Below are 21,698 nucleotides of genomic sequence, written 5' to 3' on the forward strand. Positions count from 1 at the left end.
CCCTTTGATCGATTGATTGATCGATTGATCGATGGATTGATTGAACCGGCGCGACCCGCCGCGGAATCCATGGGCAGCGCCATCGGCGAAGGCGCGAAGGACGGCCCATGAAATCAAGACTGACCCTTGCGTCCCTGCTGTTGGCCGCCCTGCTGGCCAGCTGTGGAGGCGGCAGCGGCGAGGGACTGGACAGCAACGGCAGGCCCCTGGGCGAAGGAACCGATCCGGGCGGACCGCTGATCGCCACCCACGCTTCCATCCAGGCTCATGTGTTCACGCCCAAGTGCACGGCCTGCCATGCCGGCGCCGCAGCGCCCCAGGGCCTGCGGCTGGATGCGGCCAACAGCTACGACATGCTGGTCGGCGTCAGCGCCGTCGAGGTGTCCTCGCTGCGCCGCGTACTCGCCGGCAACCCGGACCAGAGCTATCTGATCCAGAAGCTGGAAGGCCATGCCGCCGTGGGAGCCCGCATGCCCCTGGGTGGCCCCTACCTCGATGCCGACACGGTCGCCAAGATCCGCCAATGGATCAGCAACGGAGCCCCGCGATGAGCAAGACCCACTCTTTGCTGCGCCTGCTCCGAGGCCTGCTGATGCTGGGCCTGTTCGGCCTGCTGCTGCCGCTGCGGGCCGAGCCCTATCTGGCCGTGCAAGCCGGGCTCAAGTGCGTCGCCTGCCATGTCAACGCCACTGGCGGCGGCCTGCGCAATGCCCTGGGCAATGCGTTTGCTCAGCGCTCGCTGCCGGCCAATACGCTGCCCGAAGACTGGTACCGCTGGAATGGCGCCGTCACCGACTACCTGCGCCTGGGCGGCGACTACCGCGGCAGCCAGCAGCGCGCCAGCATGCCCGGCCAGGCCAGCCAGCGCGACAGCGGCACCGACCAGTTCCGCCTCTACGGCGAGCTGAAGCTGCTGTCCGAGCATGCGGCCCTGGTGCTGGACGAATCGGTCGCGCCGGGCAAGGCCCAGCGCCAGGAAGCCTATCTGCGGCTCGCCACCCAAGGCCAGGCCTGGTATCTCAAGGCCGGCCAGTTCTACCTGCCCTTCGGCTGGCGGCTGCAGGACAGCAGCAGCCTGGTGCGTTCGACCAGCGGCATCAACATGAGCGTGCCCGACAAGGGCGTGGAACTGGGCCTGGAACGCGATCAATGGTCAGCCCAACTGAGCTATACCCGAGGCCCCGGCAACAAGGGCATGGGCTCGGGCCACCAGCTCGGCGCCCAGCTGGTCCATCTGCAGGACTGGGGGCGGCTCGGCCTGGCCTGGGCCAGCACGGCGGCCCGGGCCGGCGACCGGCGTGCCATCGGCGTGTTTGCCGGCGCCAACCAGGGGCCGGTGAGCTACCTGGTCGAGCTGGACCTGGTCAGCGATGAAGGATTTCCCGAGGGTCGGCGGCGCATGCTCGCCAGCCTGGCCGAGGCGAACTGGCTGATCACCCAGGGCCACAACCTCAAGCTGACGCTGGAGAGCCTGGACCCGGACCGCCGCGTGGCCCATGACCGCAAGGTCCGGCACAGCCTGGTCTACGAGTACACGCCGATTCCCTATCTGCAGCTGCGGGCCGGCCTCCGGCGCCATGACGGCATCCCGCAGAACGCCTTCGACAACCGGCGCCAGAGCTTCCTGGAGCTGCATGGCTTCTTCTGACGTCCTCGCGTCGCAAGCGCGGCTGCGGGCCCTGCCCTTGGTCACGCTCTACCTGACCGAGCGCTGCAATTCGCGCTGCACCAGCTGCGACTACTGGCGCCACGGCCGCGACCAGCTGAGCCTGGCCTCTGTACAGGCACTGCTGCCGCAATTCCAGCGGCTGGGCACGCGGGCCGTGCTGGTCTCGGGGGGTGAACCGCTGCTGCATCCGCAATGGGCCGAGATCGCCACCCTGCTCAAGTCGGAAGGCCTGCAGCTGTGGCTGCTCACGGCGGGCCTGGCCCTGGCCAAGCATGCTGCGGCGGTGAGCTCACTGTTCGACAAGCTGACCGTGTCCATGGACGGTGCCGATGCCGAGACCTATGCCGCGATCCGCGGCGTCGATGCCTTCGACGTGGTCTGCCAGGGACTGCGCGCCGCCGCGCAATTCGGTCGGCCGGCCCTGCTGCGCTGCACGGTGCAGCAGCGCAATTTCAGGCAGCTGCCCGAGCTGGTGGCCCTGGCGCATGCATGCGGTGCCAGCGGCATTTCCTTTCTCGCCGCCGACCTGGGCAACCCCCAGGCCTTCGGCCGCATCGCCCTGACGCAGCAGCCCGCGGGCCTGGCCCTGCGGATCGAGGAAGTCGAGGCGCTGGAGCGGCTGATAGACCGGATGGAAACGGCGCTGGAGCACGACTTCCGCAGCGGCTTCATCGCCGAGAGTCCGGCCAAGCTGCGCCGCATCGCCGCTCACTACCGGGCGCTGCTGGGCCAGGGCGAATACCCGCCGGTGCGCTGCAATGCGCCGGAGTTCTCGGCCGTGCTCGAGGCCGGCGGCCGGCTGCGGCCCTGCTTCTTCATCGCCGGCCCGGCCGGCCAGACGGACGCGACGCTGGAGCAGTCGCTCAACAGCCCGGCCATGCGCGAGCTGCGCGAGTCCATTCGCTGCGGCCAGCGGCCCGAATGCAGGCGCTGTGTCTGCTCGATGTGGCGCGATCCGGCGGAGCTCGCGCGGCAGCTGGAGATGTCGGCATGAACGAGGCCTACGCGCTGGCCAATCTGCCGGCCTATGACCGCTGGGCCGAGAGCTATCCGCCGCTGGCCCACAACGCGCTGATGCAGGCCGAGCAGGCGGCGATGCTGGAACTGCTGCCCTCGCCGCGCGGTCTGATCGCGCTGGACCTGGCCTGTGGCACCGGCCGCTATGTGCGGCTGCTTCGGCAGCGCGGCGCGGCCTGGGTCGTGGGCAGCGACCTGTCCAGCGGCATGCTGGACCATGCCGGCGGCTTTGCACGGCTGCGCGCCGACATGATGAAGTTGCCGTTCCGCGCTGCCAGCTTCGAGCTGGTGACCGCCGGCCTGGCGGTCGGTCATGCGCCCGATCTCGGCGCCTGGCTCGCCGGCCTGGCCCGGGTGATGAAGCCCGGCGCCATCCTGGTCTATTCCGATTTCCATCCCGAAGCCGCCCAGGCCGGCATGACGCGCACCTTCGTCGACAGCGACCAGGTGCTGCACGTGCTGAAGCACCGCATCCACGAGCTGCACCAGCATCAAGCGGCTGCGGACAGCGTGGGCTTTGAAATGGAAGCGCTCGTCGAGGTCAGGCCCGGCGAGGGCCATGGCAGGGTCTTCGATGCCTGGCCGCAAGTCGCCGCGCGCTGGCCCGGTGTCGCCCTGGTGCTGGCCATCCGCCTGCGCAAACGGGGCCTGTCATGAGCCTGCTCTTCGTCAACGGCGGTGCGCCGGGACAGGCCCGGCTGCGCGTGCTCGGCGGGCTCATCGTCGATGCCGCCGGCCCTGGAGCCCACGGCGAGACCGTCATCGACCTGCAGGGTGACCGCCTGCTGCCCGGGCTGATCAATGCCCATGAGCATCTGCAGCTCAATGCCCTGCCCCGCCTCAGCTACCGGCAGCGGTACGAGCGGGTGGGCGACTGGATAGCCGACATCGATGCACGCCGCAGCCAGGATCCATTGCTGCGGGCCAACCAGGCGATCCCGCGCGCGCAGCGCCTGCTGATCGGCGGCCTCAAGAACCTGCTCAGCGGCGCCACCACGGTGGTCCATCACGATCCGCTCTACCCGTCGCTGCTGGAACCAGGCTTTCCGGTCGAGGTGCTGCGGTCCTATGGCTGGTCGCATTCGCTGGAACTGGACGGTGCCGAGCACGTGCGGCGCTCCTTCCAGGCCACGCCGCCCGAGCAGCCCTGGATCATCCACGCCGCCGAAGGCCTGGACAGCGGCGACGAGTTCGAGCAGCTCGACCGCCTGGGCTGCATCGCCGCCAACACCGTGCTGGTCCATGGCCTGGCCCTGAGCGCCGATCAGCAGCAGCGGCTGATGCAGCGCGGCGCCTGCCTGGTCTGGTGCCCGGGCTCCAACCTGCACTTGTTCCAGCGCACGCCGGAAGTCCGCCCGCTGCTGGAGCGAGGCTGCCTGCTGCTGGGCAGCGATTCACGCATCAGCGGCGGCCGCGACCTGCTGGCCGAACTGCCGCTGGCGCGCGAACTGGCCGGGCTGAGCGAGGCCGGACTCGAAGCACTCTTGACCTCGCAGGCGGCCGCACGTCTGCGCCTGAACGACCGCGGCCGGCTGCTGCCGGGCTTGCGCGCCGATCTGCTCGTGCTGCCCCGCGGCCTGAAGCTCAGTGAGGCGCAGCGTGCGGACCTGCGGCTGGTGATGGTCGGCGGCCGCATGCTTTGCGCTGACCCGGCCTTCGCGAGCGCAGGCGGACCCGGCCTGCTGCCGGTGCAAGTCGACGGCCGACCCAAATCGCTGGAGCGCTCGCTGGTCGAGGCACTGCAAGGCGCAGCCATCAGCGAACCCGGCCTGGTGCTGGAACCCAGGCCGGCGGAGGCCCTGGCATGAAGACCCGCAAGCCGCTGCTGCTGATCAATCCGCGCATCACTTCCAAGCCGCGCTTCCCGCTGGCGGTGATGCAGCTGGCCACGGCCCTGCGGGCGGACCGCCCGGTGCAGATCCTCGACGGCAACGTCCATGCCGATTTCGCGGAACGCGCGACGGCCCTGCTGGCCAGCGGCGACTTCGCGGCCGTGGGCCTCAGCGTCATGGGCGGGCCCCAGCTGGTCAGCGCCCTGGCCGCTTCGCGGGCGATCCGGCAAGCGCTGCCCGGCCTGCCCATCGTCTGGGGCGGCTACTTTCCGACGATCTGCCCGGACGCGGCATTGAATGGCGACAGCCCGGTCAGCCAGGTGGTCCGCGGCCCTGGCGAGGCCACGCTGGCGGAACTGCTGCGGGCGCTGGACGACGGCGCTGCGGCCGAGGCGCTGGCAGCCATCGATGGCCTGTCCTGGCGGCACGCGGGCCAGCTGGTGCACAACCGCGAGCGCGCGTTCTCGGCCCAGTCGCTGCAGCAGCCGCTGGACTACCACGGTGTTGACCAGCCCCAGCAGTACCTCAGGCCCACCTACCTCGGCCGGCGCACCACCGGCTACCAGGCGGCACTGGGCTGCCGCTACCGCTGCACTTTCTGCGGCGTGGCCGCCATGTTCCGGGGCAAGACCGCCCTGCCCGGCGCCGAGCGCCTGGACCGCGACCTCGGCTATCTGAAAGCCGAGTTCGGCGCCGACTCGGTGCAGTTCTACGACCACAACTTCTTCGACCGCGAAAGCGCGATGCTGCCCCTGCTCGAGGTGCTGGCCCACCATGCCCTGCCATGGTGGTGCTATGCCCGCGCCGATGCGCTGGCCCAGCTGTCCGAAGCGGCCTGGGCCCTGGTCCGGCGCAGCCGCTTGCGCATGGCCTACATAGGCGCCGAAACGCCCAATCCGCAGCTGCTGCGCGAGATGCGCAAGGGCACCCAGGTGGACCAGACACTGGCCGCCGTGGAGCAATGCCGCCGACACGGCGTCATCCCCGAGCTGTCCTTCATGCTGGCGCCTCCGCATGACCCCGAGGGCGAAACCGAGCGCTGCTTTGACTTCATTCGCCGCATCAAGCGACTGCATCCGGCCGCCGAAATCATGCTGCACATCAACACGCCGCTGCCGACGGCACCAGGCCCCGGCCGCGCGCCCTTGGCGGCGACGCCCTTACGCGACCTGCAGGGCCAGCCGGTGCGCTTTCCGGACCATGTCGAAGGCTGGGCCGAACCGGCCTGGGTGGCCTACTGGTGCCACCGCAATGCGCCCTGGGTCAGCGAACGGCTGCTGGAGCGGATCCGCGGTTTCACCACCGTGCTCGGCTGCCGCTTCCCCACGGTCACCGACATCCGCGCGCCCTCCTGGCAGCGCCGCACCCTCAGCGCCAGCGCGGCCTGGCGCTATCGCTTCGGACGCTACGAACGGCCCTGGGAACTGCAGCTGCTGCAGCGCATGGTCAGGCTGTGGGATCCGCAGCTGTCCAGCCTTTGATCCAGCCAGCGCAGGAGCCAGCCATGCTCAAGGTGGTGCAGATCAGCTTCCATGCCGACCCGGCCGAGCGGGCGGCCGAAGACTTGCTGAACGCCTGGCCCACCGTTGTCGAGCTGGCCGAATCGGCGGCCGCGGCCGGCGCTTCGGTCCAGGTGCTGCAAGCGAGTCGGCGGCCGGACCAGCTGCGACGCGGCGGCATCGACTACCGCTTCCTGCCCATGGCCAAGCGCCGCGACCGGCTGGCGCTCTTGCAGCTGCTGCAGGATGACCCGCCCGATCTGCTGCATCTGCAGGGCCTGGGTTTTCCGGCCCAGGCGAGCTGGCTGGCCACCGAGCTGCCTGGACGGCCGCTGCTGCTGCAGGACCGCGCCGACCAGCCGGCGCGGCGCTGGTGGCGGCATCTGCAGTCGCGGCGCGCCCTGGCGTCGGCTCGCGGCCTGCTGTTCTGCTCGCGCGAGCAGGCCGTGCCCTGGCAGCGCCAAGGCTTGCTGAAGCCGCCCACCCGCATCTACGAATTGCCCGGCTCCAGCAGCCGTTTCGGCGTGAGCGACCGGCTTCAGGCCCGCGGCGCCACCGGCCTGGTCGGTGATCCGGCTTTGCTGTGGGTCGCCCACCTGGACGCCAACAAGGACCCGCTGACCGTGCTCGACGGCCTGGCCCTTGCCAGCGAGCAACTGCCCGGCCTGAAGCTGTGGTGCTGCTTCGACCGCGCACCGCTGCTGGAGCAGGTGCAGGCCCGCATCGCCGGCGACAGCCGCTTGGCCGGCCGAGTGCAGCTGCTCGGCCGCCTGCCGCATGCCGAGATCGAGCGCTGGATGAACGCCGCCGACTTCCTGGTGCAAGGCAGCCAGCGCGAAAGCACCGGCTACAGCGTGATCGAGGCCCTGGCCTGCGGCCTGCCGCTGCTGGTGACCGACATCCCCGCCTTCCGCGCCCTGGCCGGCCCCGAGCCGGTTGGCCGCCTGTGGCGAGCCGGCGATCCCTATGCCTTGCATGCCGCCCTGCTGGCCCTGGCCGGCCGCCCGCCGTCGGCGCTTCGCCAGGCGGCGCGGCAGCGCTTCGAGAGCGAGCTGTCGCCCCAGGCCCTGGGGCGCCGCCTGGTCTCGATCTACGAGGACCTGCTCCTGCCATGAAGCCAACGACGCCCGAGGCCTGGCGCCAGGCCTTTCTGATCAACCTGGCCTCGAGCAGCCTGGCCCAGGTTTCGGCCTTCGTGCTGTCCCTGCTGCTGGCACGCCTGCTGACGCCGGCGGAACTTGGGGTCTACGCGCTCGCCGCTCTGCTGGCCGGCTTCGCTCATTTGCTGCGTGATTTCGGCATCTCCACCTACTTGCAGCGTCAGTCATCACTGGATCGCGAGCAGCTGGCCTCCTGCTTCGGTTTTCTGCTGGTAACCGGCTTCTCGTCGGCCGCCCTGCTGGCTCTGGCCGGCGATCCGCTGGCGCGCTACTACGCCATGCCCGAGTTGGCCGACACCTTGCAGGTGCTGGCACTGGGATTCCTGCTGCTGCCGTTCAGCACCCTGGTCGCGGCCCTGCAGCAGCGCGAGCTCGCCGCATCTCGCATCGCCCTGGTCGCCCGCCTCGGCGGCACAGCCCATGCGCTGACCGCCTTGGTGCTGGCCTGGCAGGGCTGGGGGCCGCTCAGCCTGGCCTGGGCTTCGGTGGCGGCCATCGTCGTGTGCAGCCTCGCCCATCTGCGGCTCAAGCCGGCCGACTTCGATTGGCGACCGTCAACCCGGCACTGGCAGCCCCTGCTGCATTTCGGCAGCGGCAGCATGCTGGGCAGTCTGGCCAATCAGCTGAACCAGGCCCTGCCCGGCCTGCTGCTGGGCCGCCTGGGCGGACCGACCCAGCTCGGCCTCTATGCCAGGGCCTCGACCCTGGCCCAGCTGTTCACCGCGCTGGCCGGTCCGGCAATGAGCTTCGGCGCCTTGCCCAAGCTGGCCGAGCAGCACCATACCCAACGTCCGCTGGCACCGCTGCTGCTGCAGGCCACGGCCTTGCTGACCGGCGTGGCCTGGCCGGTGCTGGCCTTGGCCGCGGTCTTCGGCGAGGACCTGCTGGGCCTGCTCTACGGCCCGGCCTGGCTGGGCGCGGCGCCGGCCATCCCCGCCCTGGCCCTGGCCGCCGCCCTGGCCCTGCCCTTCCACTACCTGGGCACGGCCCTGAGCGCCACCGGTCGCCCCGGCCTGGCGGTCTGGCCACCGGTTTTCAGCCTGCTGCTGCGCCTGGCGCTGCTGTACTGGCTCGTGGTCGCCGATGCGGCCTCGATGGCCTGGCTGCTGATGTTCGCCGGCCTGCTAGGCCTGCCGCTGCTGGCCTGGCTGCAGCAGCGCTGGCTGGGCATCTCATGGCGGTCGCTGGCCCGGGCGCTGCAGGCCAGCCTGCTGGTTCTGCTGAGCTGCCTGGCAACAGCCTGTTTGCTGCTGCAGGTCCTGTCCGGCCTGGCTTCGACGGTCCGGCTGATGCTGGCCCTGCCTGTCTTGCTGGCCGTCTGGCTGCTGAGCCTGCAGCTGAGCGGCCATCCGCTGGCCGCCCAGTTTCAGGGCGGGCCGCGGCGCTTCATCACGATCAGGAAATGATCGCCCATCGCTCGCAGCCCCGGCCAGCCGGCCAGGCGCCTGTCCAGGCGCCACAGCCATTCATGCCAGCGCGGATGACGCTGGCGCAGGCCGTCGAGGTAAGGCGGCGGCACGAACAAGCAGAGCCCGCGGCGGTGCACCAGCTCGAAATGCGGCGCGAAGGCACGGTAGAACTCGTCGGGCGTGTAGTAGCGGGTCCAGATGCGGTGCTTGTTCATGCCCACGGCCACGGTGTCGCGGGTGAAGCGCACGGCGATGCGCGACCAGCGCCGCTGCAGCGCGTAGTGGCCGATCTCCCAGGGGCAGTAGCGCCCGATCACGGTGAACGCCAGCTGGCCATCGGGCCTGAGCAGGCGGGCACATTGCCGGGCCAGCTCGTCGAGATCGGGCACGCAGTTCAGCGGTCCGAGGTTGGAATAGGCGCCGTCGAACTGGCCGTCGCCCTCCAGCCGCGCCAGCTCCTGCGCACCCAGCAGCAGGGCGCGCACTCGCTCAGCCAGACCTTGGTCCTGCGCCCGGCCGGCGGTGCGTTCGACCATGGCGGGCGACCAGTCCGTGGCCCAGACGCTGTGACCCTGCCCGGCCATGCGCACCGCATCCAGGCCGGTGCCGCAGCCTATGTCGATCAGGCGCGACGGGCCAGTGAAGCAGCGGTCCAGCCAGCGCCACATCTCGGTGCGCATGTCCTGGATCGCGCCGTTGTTGCCGCGCGGGCCGTCGTAGTCGGCGGCCACGCTGTCGAAGGCGGCGCGGGTATCGGCCAGTTGCCGGTCCAGTTCAGGAGTCAGGGCCTTGTCCATGGGGTCGAGGGCTTGAAGATGAAGAAGAAGGAGTGGCGGGCATGAAGATCGCGCTGGTGGTGCCGGGCGGGGTCGACAGCTCGGCCGAACGGCGGGTCGTGCCCGCCTTGCTGGCCTTGATACGCAGGCTGGCCCAGCGGCATGAGCTGCATGTGTTCGCGCTGCGCCAGCAAGCCACGCCAGCCGGCTGGCCGCTGCTGGGCGCCCAGGTTCACAACATTGGCACTGGCCGGCTGGCCCTGCTGCGCTGCCTGCTCGCGATCCGCGCTGAACACCGACGCGGCCGCTTTGACCTGGTCCATTCGATCTGGTCGGGCAGCTGCGGGCTGCGTGCGGTGCTGGCTGCTCGCTGGCTGGGCCTGCCGGCGCTGATCCATCTGGCCGGCGGCGAACTGACGGCCCTGCCCGACATCGCCTACGGTGGCGCGCTTCGCCCCCTCGGTCGCTGGCGGGAACGCCGGGTGCTGCGGGCCGCAGACGGCCTCAGCGCCGCCAGTGCGCCCATGCTTCAGCAGCTGAGTGCACTGGGGCTCACGGCGGAGCGAATTCCCTTGGGCGTTGACAGAGAGCACTGGCCTTCTCAGGCTCCGCGCCGCCGATCGCATGGCCAGCCGCTGCGCCTGATCCATGTCGCCAGCCTGAATCCGGTGAAGGACCAGACCCTGCTTCTGCAGTCGGTTGCGGAGCTGCAGGCCAGCGGCCTGGCGTTCCGGCTGGACATCGTCGGCGAGGACCGGCTCGAAGGTCGCATCCAGCAACTGGGGCGACAGCTCGGCCTGGCCGACCATCTTCATTTCCACGGCTTCATGACCCAGTCGCAATTGCATCCGCTGCTGGCCGCGGCCGACCTGCTGCTGGTCAGCTCGCGTCACGAGGCCGGCCCTCTGGTGTTGCTGGAGGCCGGCCTGGTCGGTGTGCCCGGCGTCGGCACGGCCGTGGGCCATCTGCGCGAATGGGCGCCCGGCGCCGCGCTGGCGGTCGAGGTCGGCGATGCTCGAGCCCTGGCCGCCGCCGTGCTGCGCCTTGCCGGTGACGAGGACCTGAGGCTGCGCCTGGCGAATGAAGCGCTGTGCCGGGCGCGCCGCGAGGATGCGGACTGGACGGCCGCGGCCTTCGAACGTCTCTACGGTCAGGTGCTGGAGGCTCATCGTTCATGAAGGCTCATAGGCCAGCGCGCAGCGCAGCGAGTACAGCGTGGGCACGCGCAAGGGCCGGCTCAGCGTCCAGCGCAGCAGCTTGCGCAGCTGCGAGCGGTCGGTCCAGCCGGCATTGGCCAGGGCCGGCTGCGTGGCCACCGAATGCCGCATCTGGGCGCGGGTCTCGCGGTCCGGCCGCAGCCGGGCCAGCATCAGGCCCAGGGCCTCGCCCGGCGTGCGCGACCAGGCCAGCCCGGGAAACGCAGCGATGCGGGGACAGGACAGCGAAGCCTCGAAGATGTCCAGCCGCTGAACGCTCAGCCGCAGCAGCGGCGGGCAATCGGCGGCCAGCATCTTCAGCAGATCGCGCGGCAGACGGCCCGGAAAATGACGCTCCAGCAAGCTGAGCGGCGGCATCGCCCACCAGGCGCCTGGCGCCTGCGGCCCGGTCACCAGGGCGGCCCAGTCGCCCGGCGACAGCCGCGGGGCCAGCAAGGCCAGGTCATGCAGCTGGACCAGGCGCAGCGAGCGGGTGCGGATATTGCCCGCCGCATGCAGCAGCAGGTGCCGCATCAGGGACAGCGGATCCGGATAGGGATTCAGGCCGGGCTCCAGCACCGGCGCCCGTATCAGCTCGCTGAGGTCGGTCTCCTGCATGGGCAGCCGCTCGGACACATGGTCATGAAGCTCGATCCGCAGCGGGTTGGCCTCATGCTCGCCAAAGCCCAGGCCGGCCGCCAGCGTGCCCGGCGCAAAGCTGCGATGGCGCGAACCATCGAAGTCATCGCGGTAGCCGAGCTCGCGCATCAGGGCCGAGGCGGCCTCCATGTCGGCGGCATTGAGCAGCAGGTCGATGTCTCCCATGGGCCGTTCGCCGGCGGCGTAGAGACCCAGTTCGAGCAGGGCGGCGCCCTTGAGGCGCTGCAGGCCAAGGCCTCGGGCTCGCGCCTCGTGGTCGATGCGAGCCAGCAAGTCCTCGATACGCACCTGGCGCAACTGCCCATGGTGGCGCTGCTCGGCCAGGAAGGCCGACCAGAGCGGCGGCCCCTGCCAGCGCAAGCGATTCGCCAGCAAGGCGCCTATGCCATGGATGGCCACCACGGCCAGGGCCACGCGCCATTCGAATCCATCCCAGTCCGGCGCCTCGTCCTGCGGTGCCGCCAGTTCGCTGGCCAGGCGCAAGGTGGTGCTGCGCAAGACCTGTTCGAGCTGCCTCACATCGGGCAGTTGCGTGTCATCGCTGCCCATGTCCGCTCCTTGAGCTGCCCGTCGCCAACCTAAGATGAAGACCATGCCCGAAAGCCCCTCGCCCTCGATGCTGGACCCCTTCGGCGAGCAGCGCGCCACGCCGCTGCGCCGCTGCCTGGACCTGCTGGGCTGCAGCATCGAATTCCTTGGCGACAGCCCCGAGCTGTTCGAGCTGGTCGATGCCGCCTATGCCGGCCTGCCGGCCCTGCAGCTGGACCAGGCTCCCGCCGACCTGAGCATCAGGCTGAGCCTGCGCGAAGGAGCGCCGCTGCCCCAGCTGCCGCCCGAGCCCACGATGCAGGGCGGGCCGGGCCTGCTGTGCGCCCTGGTCGATGCCGACAACCACACCCTCGTGGTGCCGGCCCAGCGCCAGGCCCTGGTGACTATTTCGCGTGGCATGCTTGCCCATGCGTACAACGCTCGCTACGAGCTGCTGGAATTCGCCGTCTTCACGCTGGCGGCCCGGGTGCGCGGCCTGGTGCCCCTGCATGCCGCTTGCGTCGGGACCGAGGGCCGCGGCTTGCTGCTGCTGGGGCGCAGCGGCGCCGGCAAGTCGATGCTCGCCCTGCACGCCATGCGGGAAGGCCTGGACTTCCTGACCGAGGACGCCAGCTTCATCACGCCGGGCGATCTGCGCCTGGTCGGCATCCCCAATTTCCTGCACCTGCGAGACGATGCCCTGGCCCTGATCGACGACGCCGAGCTGCTGGCCCAGGTTCGTGCCGCGCCGCGCATTAGCCGGCGCAGCGGCGTCGAGAAGCAGGAGCTGGACCTGCGCCGCACGTCCGGACCGCTGGCGACGAAGCCGCTGCGGCTTTGCGGCCTGGTCTTCGTCGATGGCAGCCCCTGCGACGAGGGCCCGGCCCTGCGCCCGCTCGCTGCGGGCTCCTGGTCGGAAGCGCTGGCCCAAAGCCAGCCCTATGCGCGGGGCCAGGCCGGCTGGTCCGAATTTCTGCAGCAGCTCAGCCATGTGCCGGCCTATGCGTTGAAGCGCCGCGGCCCTCCGCGTGAAAGCGCCAAGCGGCTGCGCGAACTGCTGGCACAGGCCTCTCCATCGCCCTAGGCCAGTGAGCCCGCCAGGTTGCGGTGCTCGGTCTCGGCCGCCAGCAAGGAGGACCAGCGCCGACCCAGGGCCTGCCGTGCCTCGCTGCTGGCAGCCTGAGCGCCGTCCAGGCCAACCTGCTCATGCAGCAGGTCGCGCACCTCGCGGTAGAACTCGGTGCTGTAGCGGCCGTGGAACATCATGGCCAGCTCGCCGCTGTCTTCCCAATGGGTCTTGGGTCCCAGCTGCCGACGCACCTGCTCGTGGAAGCGGGTGCCGGGCAGCGGATAGCTGACGCTGACGCCTATGTCGTCGGGCTGGGCCTCGACCACCAGGCGGCGCGTGGCCAGCAGGTCTTCCAGCTGCTCGCCCAGATAGCCCAGCTGGATGAAAAAGGCCACGCGGATGCCCTGCTCGCCCAGGCGGCGCCGGGCCTCGAGGATCTGCTCCACCGTCGTGCCCTTGTTCATCCGGTCCAGCACCTGCTGGCTGCCGCTTTCGGCACCGATCCAGACCTCGCTGCAGCCGGCGCGGGCCAGGGCCTCGGCCATGGCCGGCGTGATCAGGTCGGCCCGACTCTGGATCGTGAACGGCAGGCCACCGCCTCCGTCCTGCAGCGCCGCTGCAAAGTCCAGCACCCAGTCGGCCCTGAAGCCGAAGATGTCGTCGGCAAACCAGATGTGGTCGGGCGCGAAGCGGCGCTTGAGCTCCAGCATCTCGGCCGCCACGGCCTGCGGCTCGCGCTGCTGATAGCGGTTGCCCCAGATCGGCTTGGCGCACCAGGCACAGCGGAACGAGCAGCCCTTGGAGGCCGCCATGTTGAGGCTGAAGCGAGCATGGGCGGAGCTCCAGATGGCGCGGTAGCTCTCGATGTCGACCAGGTCCCAGGCCACGGCCATCTCGTCCTGGCGGCGCGGCGGATGCAGGGCCACGACCTTGGCCGAGGCAAGACCCGGCCCCGGCTCGCGCGGCCGGCCTTCGAACAGCGCATGCACGCCCTCCAGGCCGGCGACCAGGTCGGCAGCCTCCTGGTCCGGGTCCTGCTCCAGGCGCTCGATCAGCGCCTGCAGGGCGCCATGGCCTTCGCCCTGCAGGGCTGCATCGGCACCGGCCTGCAGGTACGGACCGGGCGCATCGCTGACATCGGAGCCGGCCACGATGACCCGGGAGCCGGCCTGGCGGGCCCGGGCGATCATCTCGGCCGCCGCGCGCCGCATGGCACCCAGGCACATCTTGCTGAGGTAGTTGTAGTTGTCCTCGTACAGCAGCACGAGCTGGGGCGAGCATTGGCGCAGCCTGGCCTCGAAGTCGTGCACGCCCTCGGCCAGCATGGCGTCGAACAGGCTCACGCCATGGCCCTGGGCACGCAGCAAGGCGGCGACCTGCAGCGTGGCCAGCGGCGGATAGGGCTTGGCACGCTCGTACTGCTTGCCGTCGAAGCGCAGAAAGTAGGAATGGGCGACCAGGATGGACAGCATGCAACAAGCTCCCTGCTTGGGCCGGGCTCGTCTCGACCACCGGCACCGCAGTGAATGCCGCCCACCGTCCGGCAGGTTCAAGGCGCATTCACGCAACAGCGCGCAACAGCGGCTTGCAGGCCGGACGGGCTTTCGATAGCGTCGCCGCAGCGCCCGCGCATGAACGACAAGACCAAGGAGAGCGATTCCATGGCCCGTCACCGCATCGTCCTCGCCCACGGCATCTTCGGCGGCCTGGCCTGGGCGCCGAACTGGGCGCTGGGCCAGCGCGGCGCCTACTTCCATGGCGTCAGGCCGCACCTGGAGTCGCTGGGCCATGAGGTGATAGAGCCCCAGGTGCCGCCGGCCGGCCGGGTGGTAGAACGCGCCGCGGCCCTGGGCCAGGCCATCCACGCCGCCTGGCCGCAGGGCGACCTGCACGTGATCGCGCACAGCCTCGGCGGGCTCGACACCCGCCATCTGCTGCGCGTGGACCCGCAGCTGCGCAAGCGCATCAAGACCCTGGTCGCCATTGGCACGCCCCACCTGGGCTCGCCGGTGGCCAGCAGCTGGATCAACCCGGTCGGGCATCTGCCAGGCGCGCTTTCCCTGCTGGCGCGCGCCCATGCCGGCGGGGTCGAGGACCTGGCCGTGCGGCCCAAGCCGGCCGAACCCGACCAGGCCGGCGTCCGCTACATCGATGTGTTCTGCGATGCCGGCCAGGCCGGCTACCAGGGCCTGGTGTTCCGCGAGCTGGGCAATCTGTTCAGCGTGGAGCTGCCGAACGACGGCGTGGTCAGCCTGCGCTCGGCCCATCTGGAAGGCCATGAGCTGATCACCTGGCCGGTCGACCATGGCGGCGCCGTCGGCTGGCCCAGCGGCCATCCGACCCTGTTCGAAGCCATGTTCGGCCACGTGGATCCGGCCCTGCTGAACCGCTATGCCGACCTGGCCGGCCTGCTCGGCTAGCCCTGCTCCGCTACACTGCCGCCCATGCTCCGCCGCGCCCTCGCCCTGCTGCTCACCGTCTGCCTCTGCTGGCAGTCGATGGCCTTTGCCGGGGTCGAGGTGCTGGTCCGCCAGGGCCAGGCCCAGCAGCATGCGCTGATGCATTTCAAGGGCGAGGCCCACCATCACCATGACGAGCATGGCGGCCTGCACAAGGATCAGTCCACGGCCTCGACCCAGCATGCGATGGACGATGCCTGCATGTTCTGCGTCGCCCTGCTGCCAGACCTGCTGGCCCTGAACCTGCCTATGCTGCGCCCCGCTGCGCCGCTGGAGCTGGCGGCCGTCGAGCCGCCCCTGCCCTGCCTGCCGGGGCTGGACCGACCTCCCAAGACGACCTGATTCCACGCTGGCCGCGGCTTGCTGTCGCGGTGCGTCTGCATGCCCTTCCGGGCTGCAGCGTGCCGCCGCGCCGCCTGACCCACCGTTCGAATGATGGTCATCGATGAAATCCCATTCCCCTGCAAATCCATGGCGCCCCCGGCCATGGTGCGCGGCCTGGCTGCTTGCCCTCGGGGCAACGGCGGGCAGCGCCAATGCTGGTTCGACCCTGGCCCAGGCCCTGGACGCGGCCTGGCAGCGCTCGCTGGAAGCGGCCGAGGCCCAGGGCCGCGAGCGACGCGTCCAGGCTGAACAGCAGCTGGCCTCGTCCTGGCTGGCCGCACCGCCCAGCGCCAGCCTCAGCCAGCTCGAAGGCCGCGGCGGCGCCAGCAGCCAGCGCGAAACCGAGATAGGCCTGGCCCTGCCCATCTGGCGTCCCGGCCAGCGTGAGGCCAATGGCCTGGCCGCCCAGGCCGAGCGCGACTTGGCCCGCGCAGCCGAACAAGCGGCCCGCTTGCGCCTGGCCGGCCAGCTGCGTGAACAGGCTGCGAAACTCAAGCTGCTCGAGAGCGACGCCCATCAAGCGCAACTGCAGCGCGAGCTGCTGGACCGCCTGGCCGCCGACGTGCAGCGCCGCGTCGCCGCCGGTGACCTGGCGCCGGCCGATGGCCTGGCCGCGCGGGCCGAGGCCTTGGCCGCCGCCGGTGCGCAGCGCGAAGCCGAGCTGCAGCTGGCCACGCAGCGCAGCCATTGGCAATTGCTGACCGGTCAGCTCCAGGCGCCGGACCCGGAAGATGCCGAACGCCCGGCCGCCGCGCCCCATCCCGAGCAGGCCCTGGCCGAGGCGGCCGTGGCTCGTGCTGGCCAGCGCCTGGCCCAGGTCCGCAGCCAGCGCATGGCCGCGCCGGAGCTGGGCGTGGGCTTGCGCCAGGAACGCCCGGGTGGTGGCCAGGCCGGGCAACACAGCGTCCAGCTGTCGCTGCGCATTCCCTTCGGCAGCGAGGCCCACAGCCAGCCGCAGCAGGCCGCCGCCCTGGCCGAACAAGACCTGGCCCTGGCCCAGCGCGAACGCCTGCGGCTGCAGCTGCAAGCCGACCAGTTGCTGGCCCGCGAAGCCTTGCGCACGGCCCAGGGCCAGGCCGCGCTGGAAGCCGAACGCGCCGGCCTGCTGCGCCAGCGCGCGCAGTGGCTGGACCAGTCCTTCAAGGCCGGCGAGACCGCCCTGCCCGAGCTGCTGCGCGCCCTCGCCGCCGCCGCCCAGGCCGAGGCCGCCGCCACCCGTCAACAAGCCGCCCTGGGCCTGGCCCGGGCGCGCCTTCTGCAATCGCTGGGAGTGCTCCCATGAAGACCAAGCTGATCATCCCGGCCCTGCTGCTTGCCTGCAGCGGCGCCTTCGCCCACGATGGCGACGACCATGGCGCGGCACCCGCCGCTGCCGCCGGCTCAGTCCCGCGCGTGGAAGCGCACTCCGAGCTGTTCGAGCTGGTCGCCCGGTTGCAGCCAAAGGAGCTCTCGCTGCTGATTGACCGCTACGCCAGCAACGAGCCGTTGCTCCAGGCCAGCGTCGAGGTGGAAAGCGGCGGCCGCAAGGCCAAGGCCGCCTTCCACGCCGAGCACGGCGACTACAGCATCGAGGACCCGGCCTTGCTCAAGCTGCTCGCCACGCCCGGCGAGCATGCGCTGGTGATCACCGTGATCGCCGGCTCGGAGTCCGACCTGCTGGACGGCGTGCTCAAGGTGGGCACGCCCGGCGCGGCTGGTGGTGTGCATGCCGAGCATGGCGATGCCGGCGGCCGGCGCTGGTGGTGGGCTTTGCTGGCCCTGCCGCTGTTGGGCGGCGTCTGGATCGCTCGCAAGCGCGGAGGTCGGGCATGAACAACAAGCTCCTGCAATCCCTGCTTCTGATCGCGGCCCTGCTGTCGCCACCGGCAGCGCAAGCCCATGGCGGCGACGACCATGGTGAAGGCAAAGCGAGCGCGGCCGGCGACGGCCTGATGCGCCTGCCGGACGGCAGCGTGCAGGTGCCCAAGCCGGCCCAGCGCCGCCTGGCCCTGCGCACCGTGGTGACGGCCACCGGCGAGGCTGCCGCCACCGTGCTGCTGCCGGGCCGCGTGAGCAGCGACCCCAGCGCCAGCGGCCAAGTGCAGTCGGCCCATGGCGGCCGCATCGAGGCCGGTCCGCGCGGCCTGCCGCTGCCGGGCCAGGCGGTGCGCGCCGGTGAGGTGCTGGCCTATGTGCGCCACCATGCCGAGCCCTATGCGCGCGCCGCCCAGCAGTCGCAACGCGACGAGCTGCAGGCGGCCCGCGAACTGGCGGAGAAGAAGCTGCGGCGGTTCGAATCGCTGGAAGGCACGGTGCCGCGCAAGGACATCGAAGCGGCCCGCATCGAGCTCGCTTCGCTGACCCAGCGCGAGCAGAGCTACGCCGCCAGCCTGGGCGCGCGTGAAGCCCTGGTCGCCCCGGTGGCCGGCATCGTGGCCCGCAGCGATCTGCGCATAGGCGCCATCGTCGAGACCCGCGAGGTCCTGGTCGAAATCGTCGATCCAGCACGCTGGATCGTCGAGGCTGGCAGCACCGATGCCGGACTTGCCGCTCGCATCGCCTCGGCCCGGCTGCAGGAAGGCGGCGCCGAGCTGCAGTTGCTGGGCGCGGCCCGCAGCCTGCGCGACGGCGTGCTGCCGCTCAGCTTCCGGCTGCGCGGCGATCAGTCGGCGCTGGCACTGAACCAGCCGGTCTCGGTCATCGTCCAGCTCAAGGACAGGCGGCCCGGCGTGCTGCTGCCGGCCGCGGCCGTGGTGCGCAGCCCGGCCAACGAGCCCATGGTCTGGGTCAAGACCTCGGCCGAACGCTTCCGCGCCCAGCCGGTGCAGGTGCAGGCGGTCGATGGCGCCAGCCTGCTGGTGACCCAGGGCCTGGCCGGTGGCGAGCGCGTGCTGGTCCAGGGCGCGGCCCTGGTCGCCCAGATTCGTTGAGGAACGAGCCATGCTTTTCAACTGGATCGTCAACAACAGCCTGCGCAACCGGCTCTTCGTGCTGGCCTTCGCCGCGCTGCTGATGGCCTATGGCCTGATCAGCGCCTGGCGCGCGCCCATCGACGTGTTCCCCGACCTGAACAAGCCCGTGGTCACCGTGCTGACCGAAGCCGGCGGCCTGGCGCCCGAGGAGGTGGAGCAGCTGGTCAGCTTCCCCATCGAGACCGCGCTCAACGGCATGCCCGGCGTCAGCCGGGTGCGCTCGACCTCGGGCGTTGGCCTGTCGGTGGTGTACGCCGAGTTCGACTGGGGCACCGACATCTACCGCAACCGCCAGCTGGTGGCCGAGCGTCTGGCCCAGTTGCGCGGCCAGTTGCCGGGCGATATCGCGCCGACCCTGGGCCCGGTCTCCTCCATCATGGGCGAAATCATGCTGATCGCGCTGCCGTTAGGCAGCGCTGCCGACCCTATGCAGGCTCGCGAGTATGCGGACTTCATCCTGCGGCCTCGGCTGCTGGGCATCCCCGGCATCGCCCAGGTCATTCCGATTGGCGGCGAAGTCAGGCAGCTGCGGGTCGAGCCCGACCTGCAGCGCCTCGCCCAGCTGGGCCTCAACCTGGGCCAGGTCGAGCAGGCGCTGAAGGGCTACGCAGGCAATGCCGGTGGCGGCTTCGTGGACCTGAACGGCCGCGAGTACCTGATACGCCATCTGGCGCGCAGCAAGAAGCTCGAGGACCTGCAGGCCCTGGCCGTGGCCTGGAAGGACGGCCGCGCGGTCCGGCTGGAGCAGGTGGCGAACGTGCGCTTTGCCGCCGCCGTCAAGCGTGGCGATGCTGGCTACCAGGGCCGACCCGCCGTCATCGTCAGCGTGCAGAAGCAGCCCAGCGCCGACACGGTGCGCCTGTCCCGCGACATCGAGGCCGCCCTGGCCGAGCTCAAGCAAGGCATGCCCAAAGGCCTGGCCGCGCCCACGGTGCTGTTCCGCCAGGCCGACTTCATCAAGGCCTCGATAGGCAATGTCGGCGAGGCCCTGCGCGACGGGGCCGTGATGGTGGCCCTGGTGCTGTTCGCCTTCCTGCTGTCGGCCCGCACCACCTTGATCTCGCTGCTGGCGATTCCGCTGTCGCTGGCGGTCACGGCCCTGGTGTTCCGGCTGCTGGACCAGTCGATCAATGTGATGACCCTGGGCGGCCTGGCGATTGCCATCGGCGAGCTGGTGGACGATGCCGTCGTCGATGTGGAGAACATCCTGCGCCGGCTCAAGGCCAACCGCACGGCGGCCGTTCCATTGCATCTGCTGGAGGTGATACGCCGGGCCAGCATCGAGGTGCGCTCGGGAATCGTCTACGCCACGGTGATCGTGGTCCTGGTCTTCGTACCGCTGTTCGCCCTGCCCGGCATCGAGGGCCGGCTGTTCGCGCCGCTGGGCATCGCCTACATCGTCTCCATCCTGGCCTCGATGTTGGTGTCGATGACGGTGACGCCGGTGCTCTGTTCCTTCCTGCTGCCCGGCTTGAAGGACAAGCTGGACCATGGCGACAGCCCGCTGGTGGCGCGGCTCAAGCGCTGGGACGAGCGGCTGCTGGCCTGGTCCTTCCCGCGCAGCAAGCGATTGATAGTCGCGGCCCTGCTGGCCGTGGGCCTGGCGGCGGCCAGCCTGCCGTTCTTCCCGCGCGCCTTCCTGCCGGCCTTCAACGAGGGCTCGCTGGTGCTGTCCCTGCTGTTCAATCCCGGCACCTCGCTGGCCGAGGCCAACCGGCTGGGCGCGCAGGCCGAGCAGCTGATTGCCGCGGTACCCGGCGTGAGCCAGGTCGGCCGGCGCACCGGCCGGGCCGAGCTGGACGAGCATGCCGAGGGTGTGCATTCGTCCGAGATCGACATCGACCTGAAGAAGGACAAGAAGGTCGACCGCGAGGCGGTGATGGCAGCGATCCGCACGCGGCTGGCCGAGCTGCCGGCCCAGGTCGCGATAGGCCAACCCATCTCGCACCGGCTGGACCATCTGCTGTCCGGCGTGCGGGCTCAGATCGCGATCAAGACCTTCGGCGACGACACCGATGCCCTGCGCGGCCTGGCCGAGCAGTTGCGCGGACAACTGAGCCAGCTGCCGGGCCTGGTGGACCTGACGGTGGAAAAGCAGGTGCTGATTCCCCAGCTGCTGGTGCGCCTGGATCCGCAGCAGCTCTCGCGCACCGGCCTCGCGCCCGGCGAGGCGCTGCGCCTGCTGCAGGCCCTGACCGACGGCAGCCACCTGGCCCAGGTGGTGGACGGCGCCCGGCGCTATGACCTGGTGCTGCGCCTGCCCGAGAGCAAGCGAACGCCGCAGGAGCTGGGCCAGCTGCTGGTCGATACGCCGGCCGGCAAGCTGCCGCTCTCGAGCTTCGCCAGCATCGAGGAGGCCGACGGGCCCAACCAGATAGGCCGCGAGAACGGCCGGCGCCGCATCGTGGTCTATGCCAACAGCGATGGCAGCGACATGGCCCACCTGATCGCCGACATCCGCCAGGTCATCGATCGCACCGAGCTGCCGGCCGGCAGCTTCATCAGCCTGGAGGGCCAGTTCCAGGCCCAGGAGCAGGCGACGCGGCTGATCGCCGGGCTTTCGCTGGTGTCGCTGGCGATGATCTTCCTGGTGCTCTACACCCGCTACCGCTCGGTCGTGCTGGCCGCCATCATCATGGCCAATATCCCGCTGGCCCTGATAGGCAGCGTGGCGGCCATGGGGCTGGCCGGGGTCAGCCTGTCGGTGGCCACCCTGGTGGGCTTCATCACGCTGGCCGGCATCGCCACCCGCAACGGCATCCTGAAGATCAGCCACTACGTCAACCTCTGTCGCTTCGAGGGCGAGACCTTCGGCCAGGCCATGATCGTGCGGGGTTCGCTGGAGCGGCTGACGCCGGTCCTGATGACCGCCCTGGTCGCGGCCTTTGCACTGACACCGCTGCTGCTGGCCGGCGATGCGCCGGGCAAGGAGATCCTGCATCCGGTGGCCGTGGTGATCTTCGGCGGCCTGGTCAGCTCCACCCTGCTGGACACTCTGCTCACGCCGCTGCTCTACGCGCGCTATGGACGCCGCGCCACCGAACGCCTGCTGGCCCGTGCCAGCAGCGAAGCCCTTTGAATCCCGATGA

The 21,698-nt window shown here is 70.5% G+C and carries 19 protein-coding genes; 16 read left to right on the plus strand and 3 right to left on the minus strand.

Annotated elements, in window-relative coordinates:
- Positions 1 to 107 precede the first annotated feature (107 nt).
- The 8 genes from QT382_RS04810 to QT382_RS04845 are packed head-to-tail and all read left to right on the plus strand — an operon-like array spanning position 108 to position 8,583.
- On the plus strand, positions 108 to 551 hold the full coding sequence (locus tag QT382_RS04810; RefSeq protein ID WP_289252907.1) for a hypothetical protein: 444 nt from the start codon (positions 108 to 110) through the stop codon (positions 549 to 551).
- The gene (locus tag QT382_RS04815; protein ID WP_289252908.1) at positions 548 to 1,648 is read left to right on the plus strand and encodes a porin family protein; all 1,101 of its coding nucleotides are present in this window, start codon (positions 548 to 550) and stop codon (positions 1,646 to 1,648) included. Before QT382_RS04810 ends, QT382_RS04815 begins: the two co-directional genes overlap by 4 nt.
- The gene (locus QT382_RS04820; RefSeq protein ID WP_289252909.1) at positions 1,635 to 2,663 is read left to right on the plus strand and encodes a radical SAM protein; all 1,029 of its coding nucleotides are present in this window, start codon (positions 1,635 to 1,637) and stop codon (positions 2,661 to 2,663) included. Before QT382_RS04815 ends, QT382_RS04820 begins: the two co-directional genes overlap by 14 nt.
- Complete coding sequence (locus QT382_RS04825; RefSeq protein WP_289252910.1) at positions 2,660 to 3,343, plus strand: class I SAM-dependent methyltransferase; 684 nt, start codon at positions 2,660 to 2,662, stop codon at positions 3,341 to 3,343. Before QT382_RS04820 ends, QT382_RS04825 begins: the two co-directional genes overlap by 4 nt.
- A complete protein-coding gene (locus QT382_RS04830; protein ID WP_289252911.1) occupies positions 3,340 to 4,494 on the plus strand; it encodes an amidohydrolase family protein in 1,155 nt (384 codons plus the stop codon). Before QT382_RS04825 ends, QT382_RS04830 begins: the two co-directional genes overlap by 4 nt.
- Positions 4,491 to 5,999 carry a B12-binding domain-containing radical SAM protein gene (locus QT382_RS04835; protein ID WP_289252912.1) on the plus strand — a complete coding sequence of 503 codons (1,509 nt, stop codon included), beginning with the start codon at positions 4,491 to 4,493 and terminating at the stop codon, positions 5,997 to 5,999. The genes QT382_RS04830 and QT382_RS04835 overlap by 4 nt, the downstream gene beginning before the upstream one ends.
- A 23-nt stretch (positions 6,000 to 6,022) precedes the next feature.
- A complete protein-coding gene (locus QT382_RS04840) occupies positions 6,023 to 7,132 on the plus strand; it encodes a glycosyltransferase family 4 protein (protein WP_289252913.1) in 1,110 nt (369 codons plus the stop codon).
- Entirely contained in the window at positions 7,129 to 8,583 is a 1,455-nt protein-coding gene (locus QT382_RS04845) for an oligosaccharide flippase family protein (protein WP_289252914.1), read from the plus strand. The genes QT382_RS04840 and QT382_RS04845 overlap by 4 nt, the downstream gene beginning before the upstream one ends.
- On the opposite strand, the gene QT382_RS04850 is transcribed toward QT382_RS04845, so the two are convergent.
- The gene (locus QT382_RS04850) at positions 8,544 to 9,383 is read right to left on the minus strand and encodes a class I SAM-dependent methyltransferase (protein ID WP_289252915.1); all 840 of its coding nucleotides are present in this window, start codon (positions 9,381 to 9,383) and stop codon (positions 8,544 to 8,546) included. The two genes, QT382_RS04845 and QT382_RS04850, sit on opposite strands and share 40 nt — an antisense overlap.
- A 41-nt stretch (positions 9,384 to 9,424) precedes the next feature.
- Here QT382_RS04850 and QT382_RS04855 point away from each other — a divergent pair, with 41 nt between their 5' ends.
- Positions 9,425 to 10,540: a glycosyltransferase gene (locus tag QT382_RS04855; protein ID WP_289252916.1), complete on the plus strand. Its 1,116-nt coding sequence runs from the start codon at positions 9,425 to 9,427 to the stop codon at positions 10,538 to 10,540.
- Here QT382_RS04855 and QT382_RS04860 read toward each other — a convergent pair.
- Positions 10,535 to 11,767 (minus strand): nucleotidyltransferase family protein, encoded by a 1,233-nt coding sequence (locus QT382_RS04860; protein ID WP_289252917.1) that lies wholly within the window; start codon positions 11,765 to 11,767, stop codon positions 10,535 to 10,537. The genes QT382_RS04855 and QT382_RS04860 overlap by 6 nt on opposite strands.
- A gap of 43 nt (positions 11,768 to 11,810) precedes the next feature.
- On the opposite strand from QT382_RS04860, the gene QT382_RS04865 reads away from it, so the two are divergent.
- Entirely contained in the window at positions 11,811 to 12,830 is a 1,020-nt protein-coding gene (locus QT382_RS04865) for a phosphoenolpyruvate carboxykinase (ATP) (RefSeq protein WP_289252918.1), read from the plus strand.
- On the opposite strand, the gene QT382_RS04870 is transcribed toward QT382_RS04865, so the two are convergent.
- On the minus strand, positions 12,827 to 14,287 hold the full coding sequence (locus QT382_RS04870) for a B12-binding domain-containing radical SAM protein (protein WP_289252919.1): 1,461 nt from the start codon (positions 14,285 to 14,287) through the stop codon (positions 12,827 to 12,829). The genes QT382_RS04865 and QT382_RS04870 overlap by 4 nt on opposite strands.
- Before the next feature lie 159 nt (positions 14,288 to 14,446).
- Between QT382_RS04870 and QT382_RS04875 the strand changes: the two genes are divergently transcribed.
- The 6 genes from QT382_RS04875 (at position 14,447) to QT382_RS04900 (ending at position 21,688) form a co-directional block, all read left to right on the plus strand.
- Positions 14,447 to 15,235, plus strand: coding sequence for an esterase/lipase family protein (locus QT382_RS04875; RefSeq protein ID WP_289252920.1), 789 nt, complete (start codon positions 14,447 to 14,449; stop codon positions 15,233 to 15,235).
- A gap of 24 nt (positions 15,236 to 15,259) precedes the next feature.
- Positions 15,260 to 15,616 carry a DUF2946 family protein gene (locus QT382_RS04880; protein WP_289252921.1) on the plus strand — a complete coding sequence of 119 codons (357 nt, stop codon included), beginning with the start codon at positions 15,260 to 15,262 and terminating at the stop codon, positions 15,614 to 15,616.
- A 103-nt stretch (positions 15,617 to 15,719) separates the two neighbouring features.
- The gene (locus tag QT382_RS04885; protein ID WP_289252922.1) at positions 15,720 to 16,940 is read left to right on the plus strand and encodes a TolC family protein; all 1,221 of its coding nucleotides are present in this window, start codon (positions 15,720 to 15,722) and stop codon (positions 16,938 to 16,940) included.
- The gene (locus tag QT382_RS04890; protein WP_289252923.1) at positions 16,937 to 17,470 is read left to right on the plus strand and encodes a hypothetical protein; all 534 of its coding nucleotides are present in this window, start codon (positions 16,937 to 16,939) and stop codon (positions 17,468 to 17,470) included. The genes QT382_RS04885 and QT382_RS04890 overlap by 4 nt, the downstream gene beginning before the upstream one ends.
- Positions 17,467 to 18,567 (plus strand): efflux RND transporter periplasmic adaptor subunit, encoded by a 1,101-nt coding sequence (locus tag QT382_RS04895; RefSeq protein WP_289252924.1) that lies wholly within the window; start codon positions 17,467 to 17,469, stop codon positions 18,565 to 18,567. The genes QT382_RS04890 and QT382_RS04895 overlap by 4 nt, the downstream gene beginning before the upstream one ends.
- A gap of 10 nt (positions 18,568 to 18,577) precedes the next feature.
- Positions 18,578 to 21,688, plus strand: coding sequence for an efflux RND transporter permease subunit (locus QT382_RS04900; protein ID WP_289252925.1), 3,111 nt, complete (start codon positions 18,578 to 18,580; stop codon positions 21,686 to 21,688).
- Positions 21,689 to 21,698: the final 10 nt, after the last annotated feature.

The organism is Pelomonas sp. SE-A7, assembly GCF_030345705.1.
In the GTDB taxonomy this organism is placed as follows: Bacteria; Pseudomonadota; Gammaproteobacteria; order Burkholderiales; family Burkholderiaceae_C; genus JAUASW01.